The 5,259-nt window shown below is 68.9% G+C and carries 4 protein-coding genes; all 4 read left to right on the top strand.

What is annotated here, in order from left to right; genetic code table 11:
• Nucleotides 1–194: 194 nt before the first annotated feature.
• Nucleotides 195–1,406: an LL-diaminopimelate aminotransferase gene (locus GSQ76_RS16160; protein ID WP_158745075.1), complete on the top strand. Its 1,212-nt coding sequence runs from the start codon at nt 195–197 to the stop codon at nt 1,404–1,406.
• Between the two features lie 52 nt (nt 1,407–1,458).
• A complete protein-coding gene (locus GSQ76_RS16155) occupies nt 1,459–2,718 on the top strand; it encodes a homoserine dehydrogenase (protein ID WP_158745073.1) in 1,260 nt (419 codons plus the stop codon).
• Between the two features lie 14 nt (nt 2,719–2,732).
• Nucleotides 2,733–3,716 carry a class II fructose-bisphosphatase gene (gene glpX / locus GSQ76_RS16150; protein ID WP_158745072.1) on the top strand — a complete coding sequence of 328 codons (984 nt, stop codon included), beginning with the start codon at nt 2,733–2,735 and terminating at the stop codon, nt 3,714–3,716.
• A 19-nt stretch (nt 3,717–3,735) separates the two neighbouring features.
• The coding region (recJ, locus tag GSQ76_RS16145; protein WP_158745071.1) for a single-stranded-DNA-specific exonuclease RecJ at nt 3,736–5,259 on the top strand (1,524 nt) is incomplete at its 3' end.

The following is a 5,259-nucleotide window of genomic DNA, read 5'->3' as shown; positions in this document are numbered from 1 at the left end:
GGAGGCCGTGCTATCCGATGCCGAGGCCCAGGCCCGGGCGCTGGATTTGGGGCTGCGCCGGGCGCAGGCGATTGCCGCCTCCCTGGCGCAAGCGGGGGTACCTGCCTCCAATCTGCGGCTGCGGGCGCAGGCTGCCGGGGCGGGCGGGTCGGCCAGCCTGTAGAAGACGCCACCAAAATAACGCTGAGGACGCCATGTCGACCGAGTTCCACCGTATCCGCCGCCTGCCACCCTACGTGTTCGCCTCCGTCAACGATGCCAAGGCGCGTGCCCGGTCGGCTGGCGAGGACATTATCGACCTCGGCATGGGCAACCCGGACGGCGCCACCCCCGCGCACATCGTGGCCAAGCTGGTGGAGGCGGTGCAGGACCCGCGCACCCACCGCTACAGTTCCAGCCGCGGCATTCCCGGCCTGCGGAAGGCACTGGCCGCCTATTACGCCCGCCGGTTCGACGTAAAGCTGGACCCGGAGACCGAGGTGATCGCCACCCTGGGCAGCAAGGAGGGGCTGGCCAATCTGGCCGCCGCCATCACTAGCCCGGGCGACACGATCCTGGTGCCCAACCCGTCCTACCCGATCCATCAATTCGGCTTCATCATCGCCGGCGCCTCCGTTCGGTCGATCCCGGCCACGCCGGACGAGTCGATGCTGCGGGCATTGGACCTGGCTGTCCGTCACTCCGTGCCGAAGCCCACGGCGCTGATCGTGAATTTCCCATCAAATCCGACCGCCTACGTCGCGTCACTCGATTTCTACCGGGACGTCGTGGCGTTCTGCCGCAAGCACGAGATCTGGATCCTGTCCGACCTCGCCTATGCCGAGATCTATTTCGGCAACGACGTCCCGCCCTCGATGCTGCAGGTGCCCGGCGCGCGGGACATCACGGTGGAGTTCACCTCCCTGTCCAAGACCTATTCCATGCCGGGCTGGCGCATGGGGTTCGCGGCTGGCAATGCCCGGCTGGTGTCGGCGCTGTCGCGGATCAAGTCGTATCTGGACTACGGCGCCTTCACCCCGATCCAGGTCGCCGCTACCGCGGCGCTGAACGGCCCGCAGGATTGCGTGACCGAAATGCGCGCCCTGTACAAGGAGCGCCGGGATCTTCTGGTGAGCGGTCTAAACGCGGCCGGGTGGGCGGTGCCCAGCCCCGATGCCTCGATGTTCGCGTGGGCGCCGATCCCGCCCGCCTACGCCCATCTGGGCAGTGTGGAGTTCAGCAAGCTGCTATTGGCCCGGGCGAAGGTTGCGGTGGCGCCGGGTATCGGCTTCGGCGAACAGGGCGACGGCCACGTGCGGATTGCGCTGGTGGAGAACACCCAGCGGCTGCGGCAGGCCGTGCGCAGCATCAAAGGATTCCTGGCCAGCGGCACCAATGTCGGCGCAGTGGCGGAGGTGACGGCGTGAGCTTGACCAACATCACCAGCGCAGCGGTGCCGCCCAGCCGGATCGATCTTTCATGCGCATAGGAATCGCTGGGCTGGGCACGGTCGGGGCCGGGGTGTTGCACCTGCTGGACCGCAATGCCGACCTGATAGCCGCCCGCGCCGGGCAACCCATCACCGTGGCCGCCGTGTCCGCGCGGGACCGCAGCCGGGATCGCGGCGTGAAGCTGGACGGGGTCGAATGGGTCGATAACCCGCAGCATTTGGCGACCATGCCGGGCATCGATGTCGTCGTCGAACTGATCGGCGGTGCCGACGGCCCGGCGCGCGAGTTGGTCACCGCGTCGCTGACGCATGGCCGCCCGGTCGTCACCGCCAACAAGGCGCTGATCGCCGTGCATGGCGAGACGCTGCCACGCACCGCGGCGTTGGCGTTCGAGGCCGCGGTCGCCGGCGGCATCCCCGTCATCAAGGCGCTGCGTGAAGGTTTGGCCGCCAACCAGATTACCCGGGTCGCCGGCATTCTGAACGGCACCTGCAATTACATCCTGACCGCGATGCGCGAGCAGAAGCGCGATTTCGCCGACGTGTTGGCGGAGGCGCAGGCGCTTGGCTACGCCGAGGCCGACCCGGCGACCGACATCGATGGAATCGACGCAGCCCACAAGCTGGCGATCCTGGCGGCGCTCGCCTTCGGGCATCCGGTGCGGTTCGACAGCGTGTATGTGGAGGGCATCCGCCGGATCAGCGCGCTCGACATCGCGTCGGCTGAGGAGTTGGGCTATCGCATCAAACTTCTCGGCATCGCCCGGCGCACCGCCGCGGGTGTGGAGGCGCGGGTGCATCCGTGCCTGGTCAGCGTTACCGCGCCTATTGCACGCGTGGACGGAGTGTTCAACGCGGTCGTGGCGGAAGGTGACGCGGTTGGCCGGATGATGCTGGAGGGCAGGGGCGCCGGCGCCGGGCCAACCGCCTCCGCCGTGGTGGCCGATCTGATCGACCTGGCCCGCGGGCGATTCACCCCGACCTGGGGGCAGGAAACACCGTCCGACTTCGCCGTCGTGCCGATCGGCGACCATGTCGGGCCATATTACCTGCGCCTGATGGTGACCGACCGGCCCGGCGTCATTGCCGACGTCGCCGCCATCCTCCGCGACCACGGTGTGTCGCTAGAATCGCTGCTGCAGCACGGACGCAATCCCGGTGAGCCGGTGGCGGTGGTGCTGGTGACGCATGAGGTGCGAGAGCAGGCAATGCGCGCCGCATTGGACGCCATCGCGGCACTGGACGCTGTGCTGGAACCGCCCGCCTTGATCCGAATCGAGCCAGGCTGAGAAGGACTCAATCCATGGAACGCCCTGCCGACGTCAATTACGACCGCAACCTTGCCCTGGAACTTGTCCGCGTCAGCGAGGCGGGGGCCTTGGCCGCCAGCCGCTGGATGGGCCGCGGCAAGAAGAACGAGGCGGACGGCGCTGCGGTGGAGGCCATGCGCCTCGCCTTCAACAGCGTCGCCATCGACGGCGTCGTCGTGATCGGCGAAGGCGAGATGGACGAGGCACCGATGCTGTATATCGGCGAAAAAGTTGGCTCCGGCGGCCCGGCGATGGATATCGCGGTGGATCCGCTGGAGGGCACCACCATCACCGCCAAGGGTGGCCCAAACGCGATGGCGACGGTGGCGCTGGCCGAGCGGGGCAATTTCCTGCACGCGCCCGACATCTATATGGACAAGATCGCCGTGGGCCCCGGCCTGCCGCCCGGTGTGGTGGACCTGGACGCCGCCGTTGGCGAGAACCTGCGCAACCTGGCGGCTGCCAAGAAGATCGACATCGGCGAGTTGGTGCTGTGCACGCTGGATCGCGATCGCCACGCGGAAATGATCGCCAAGGCGCGTGAGGCCGGCGCCCGCATCATGCTGATCGGCGACGGCGACGTGTCCGGCGTCATCATGGCGGCGCAGATGCAGAGTGGTGTGGACATCTTCGTCGGCTCTGGCGGCGCGCCGGAGGGTGTTTTGGCCGCGGCGGCCTTGCGCTGCCTGGGCGGCCAGATGCAGGGGCGCTTGTTGTTCGAGGACGCTGCCCAGGTCGCCCGTGCCATCTCGATGGGTGTGGCCGATCCGAAGAAGAAGTACGAGCTGGAGGAAATGGCGAAGGGCGACGTGATGTTCGCCGCCACCGGCGTGACCACTGGGCCGATGCTGCGTGGTGTGCGCCGGTTCGGCACGGGGGCAGTCACCCACTCGCTGGTGATGCGATCGAAATCCGGCACCGTCCGGTATGTCGAGGCGCACCACAATTTTGCTACCAAGACCTGGCAGCCGAACTGACCCGCCGGGCCGCCCGGCCATGAACGCCATCCCGCCGGCGGCCGCTGCCCTGGGTGTCACCAACAGCGTCATGGGACGGCGGTGGGTCTGGCGTGGCGGGGTGGAGCGCGCCGGATTGCTGCTGGCCCAGCGCGCCGACCTGCCGGAGATCGTCGGCAGCCTGCTGGCCGTGCGCGGTGTGGACGCGGACGGCGTGGCCGATTTTTTGACGCCGACCCTCCGCGCGTTACTGCCCGATCCCTCCGTGCTGCTGGATATGGACGCCGCTGCCAGCCGCCTGGCGCATGCCGTGCAGCATGGCGAGACGGTCGGCGTGTTCGGCGATTACGACGTGGACGGCGCCTGTTCGTCCGCCGTGATGGCGCTGCTGCTGCGCGGCTTGGGCTGCCCGGTGCTGACCCACGTGCCCGACCGGATGCGGGAGGGGTACGGCCCCAACGCCCCAGCCCTGCTGGCCCTGGCGGGCAAAGGCGCCACGCTGGTCGTGTGCGTAGATTGCGGCACCGCGGCCGGGGAGACGCTGGCTGTGCTGGCTGGCCGCGCCGACGTGCTGGTGCTGGACCACCACAAGGCGGAGGGACCGCCCCCCGCCGTGCTCGCCACCGTGAACCCCAACCGGCTGGACGATACCTCTGGGCTGCGCGGGCTGTGTGCCGCTGGGGTGGCATTCCTGGCCGCCATCGCAACGCTGCGAACCCTGCGCCGCGCTGGCTGGTTCACGACCCGGCCGGAACCGGATCTACGTGAACTGCTGGACCTGGTGGCGCTAGCGACCGTCTGCGACGTGATGCCGCTGACCGGCGTTAATCGCGCCCTCGTGACGCAGGGGCTGAAGGTGATGGCCAAGCGCCACCGACCCGGCATCGCTGCCCTGCTAGAAATTTCAGACGCCAAAGATATTCCCACGGCCACGACGCTGGGATGGGCGCTCGGCCCCCGCATCAACGCCGCCGGGCGCATCGACGAGGCCGATCTGGGCCTGCGCCTGCTGCTGAGCGACGACCCGGTGGATGCTCGAGCCCTGGCGATCCGGCTGGACCAGGTCAACCAGCAGCGCCAGGTGCTGGAGGCGTCGGTGATGGAGGCGGCCCATGCCGCCGCACATACCCAGGCCGATACCGGCCGCGCCGTGCTGATGGTGCATGGTGAGGGCTGGCACCCTGGCGTGGTCGGCATCATCGCCGGGCGGATCAAACAGCGGCAGAACCGGCCGGCTCTGGCCGGGGCGTTGGCGGATGGAATGATCAAGGGCTCTGGCCGGTCCGTCGATGGCGTCGACCTTGGCGCCGCCGTGTTGGCGGCCCGGCGGGCCGGGCTGCTCGCCACGGGGGGCGGTCACGCCATGGCGGCCGGCTTCAGCCTGTCGTTGGACCAGTTGGCCGATTTCCACGCCTTTCTGGAGGACCGGCTGACCCACGCCGCCACTCTGCCACGAGTGCCGGACCTGCCGGTGGAGGCGACGGTGAGCGTCGGTGGCGCCACCGTTGGGCTGGCGGAGCAGATTGCCCGTCTGGCGCCTTTCGGGGCCGGCAACGACGAGCCG

The organism is Acidisphaera sp. L21 (assembly GCF_009765685.1).
In the GTDB taxonomy this organism is placed as follows: domain Bacteria; phylum Pseudomonadota; class Alphaproteobacteria; order Acetobacterales; family Acetobacteraceae; genus LMUY01.
The sequence above is the reverse complement of the archived record's forward strand: the minus strand, read 5'-3'. Positions and strand labels throughout refer to the sequence as shown.

Excerpts from the sequence above, each read along its gene's own strand:
- GSQ76_RS16155 (WP_158745073.1), top strand. The coding sequence starts at position 1,459 with ATGCGCATAGGAATCGCTGGGCTGGGCACGGTCGGGGCCGGGGTGTTG.
- glpX (WP_158745072.1), top strand. The coding sequence starts at position 2,733 with ATGGAACGCCCTGCCGACGTCAATTACGACCGCAACCTTGCCCTGGAA.
- GSQ76_RS16160 (WP_158745075.1), top strand. The coding sequence starts at position 195 with ATGTCGACCGAGTTCCACCGTATCCGCCGCCTGCCACCCTACGTGTTC.